The sequence below is a fragment of the Protofrankia sp. CiP1_Cm_nod2 genome (assembly GCF_920664355.1).
Lineage (GTDB): Bacteria > Actinomycetota > Actinomycetes > Frankiales > Frankiaceae > Protofrankia.
Genome location: NZ_CAKKTL010000187.1, coordinates 6,938 through 7,571 on the forward strand (window position 1 = coordinate 6,938; position 634 = coordinate 7,571).

Sequence of the window (634 nt, forward strand, 5' to 3'; positions counted from 1 at the left end):
ATTCACCACAGCGCATCAACACCGCCAGTACCACCAGCGGCGCCCGCACCGCCGACAGCGCCCGCACGGCCAGCAGCGCCGACAGCGCCGACAGCGCCCGATATCCCGGCCGACGGCGTCCCGGCCGGTGCGCCCGGTGGTGCCGCCCGCCCGGATCCGGGCAGCATCATCCGGTTGGACGCGGGCGCCGGTGTCCCGTCGGACACCCGGCCAGCCGGCAACCCGGACGAAGCCGAGAAGCCGGGCGACGACAGATCCGGCGCGGGGCGCGACGAGCCCGTCCCGATATCCACGACGGCGGCGTCCACATCACTTCCTGTTACGCTGACCGCACTGGACGCGGCCGGGAAACGCGATGCCATTGTCCGCGCGCTCGAACAGACCGGAGGTGCCGCCGCCGATGCCGTCGCGTTACTGGCCACGCAGGGAGTGAAAGTCAGCAGAAGCTGGGTCTATCAGGTCCGGAAAGACATCCGTCACCGGGACGGCGTCGACACCGCACCGCCCGCCCTGGTGGCCGCCGCGAAATCCGGCTGACCGAATATCCCGGCCAGTATTCCGGCCGGCACCGACGGTAATGTCGAACAACGGCGACAACAGCCGGCGCCGGCCGCGAAGCACGAACGGCCACGGA

The 634-nt window shown here is 71.0% G+C and carries 1 protein-coding gene; it reads left to right on the forward strand.

The features are described 5' to 3' along the window. The first annotated feature begins 174 nt into the window (after positions 1 to 174). A complete protein-coding gene (locus NBW84_RS18255) occupies positions 175 to 537 on the forward strand; it encodes a hypothetical protein (protein WP_250285944.1) in 363 nt (120 codons plus the stop codon). The last annotated feature ends 97 nt before the right edge of the window (positions 538 to 634 follow it).